General features: G+C 62.2%; 2 protein-coding genes. Both read right to left on the bottom strand.

Annotation, left to right across the window (positions count from 1 at the left end):
• The coding region (locus tag AC097P_RS24280) for a PIG-L deacetylase family protein (protein WP_479612984.1) at nt 1-215 on the bottom strand (215 nt) is incomplete at its 3' end.
• Nucleotides 216-255: 40 nt separating this feature from the next.
• On the bottom strand, nt 256-1,229 hold a 974-nt coding region (locus AC097P_RS24275; RefSeq protein ID WP_479612983.1), incomplete at its 5' end, for a glycosyltransferase.

The raw sequence follows: 1,229 nt of genomic DNA, 5'->3' as shown, positions 1-1,229 counted from the left end.
CGCGCCAGCGCGCGAACAAACTCACCCTGGCGCACCGCACCTGCGCCGTCCGGCAAGCCGCCGGCTCCACTGCCGTCGGTCACCAGCACGACTTTGACCGGACACAGTAGCGCCAAACGCGCCAGCGTGCCACCGCAACCCAGGGTTTCGTCGTCTGGATGGGGCACAAACACAAGTACCTTGCGGGCCTGCGTCAAATTCAGTGGCTGTGGCAACGGGCAAGGCTGCAGCCCCGCTAATTGCTTTTGGATACGCCTAGCGCTGAAAAAGCCGAACATATTGCTCCACCACCCATTCAAGATTTGGGGCTTGGGCTGCCTGCGCCGCAGCGCGTGCCGCCAAGGCCTGCCGCTGTGTGGGCTGATCAATCAACGCATCCAACGCAGCCTCCAAAGCGCCCTGGTTTACCGGGATCAGCCAGGCCCCATTGCCCATGACTTCGGGCACTCCCCCCACCGCAGTGCAAACGCAGGGCAAGCCGGCAATGAGCGCCTCAAAATTGGCCAGGCCAAAAGACTCGGTCACGGAGGTACTGACGTATGCATCGGCCGCGGCGTAGTAGGGTTGCACGTCGTCCACCATGGCGAAGTGGATGTGATCGCCGAAACCGGCAGCATCGGCCAACTGTTGCAAGCCAGCCCGGTCCCCATCGCCCAGCAAGTGCAGATGCAAAGACGGGTAGCGAAGGGCCAGGCTGGCGCAGGCTGCCACCAATATGTCGAAGCGCTTCAATGGAACCAGACGGCCAACACCCAACACGTGGAAGTTCTGTGGCGACCACCCCAAAGACTGGCATGCAGCTTCACGCTGCAGCAATGCCATCACCGGGGATGCGTGGCTGATGGCATGCCAGTGGGGTGGGTTGAAAGGCAACGCCAAATCGCGTGCCAGTTGATCCAGGGCAAGTTGTGTGGGCGCGGTCACCCAGTCGGCCCGCTGCAACACAAAAGCTTCCAGCCGCCGCAGCCAGCGCTGCAGACGCGGCCCCTGAAGCAGTCCATCTTCGTGGGTGGCCCGGCTATAACAGCCAAAACCATGTTCGGTAATACCCCACGACACGTTTTGCAAGCCCAAACGCTTGCGCCCCAGCCAAAAACCCAGTCCCAGCCATGGGTCGTGCAAATGCACGGCGGTGTAGCCCTCGTCCCGTGCGGTGTAGGCGGCTAGCCAGCCCATTTGTACACGTTCTGCCAATGCGCCCAGAAACTGTTGCACCAGGGGTCGGCTGG

This window comes from Rhodoferax sp. ZS1R8 (assembly GCF_056521325.1).
Note: the sequence above shows the minus strand (reverse complement) of the source record. Positions and strands in the feature narration are given on the sequence as shown.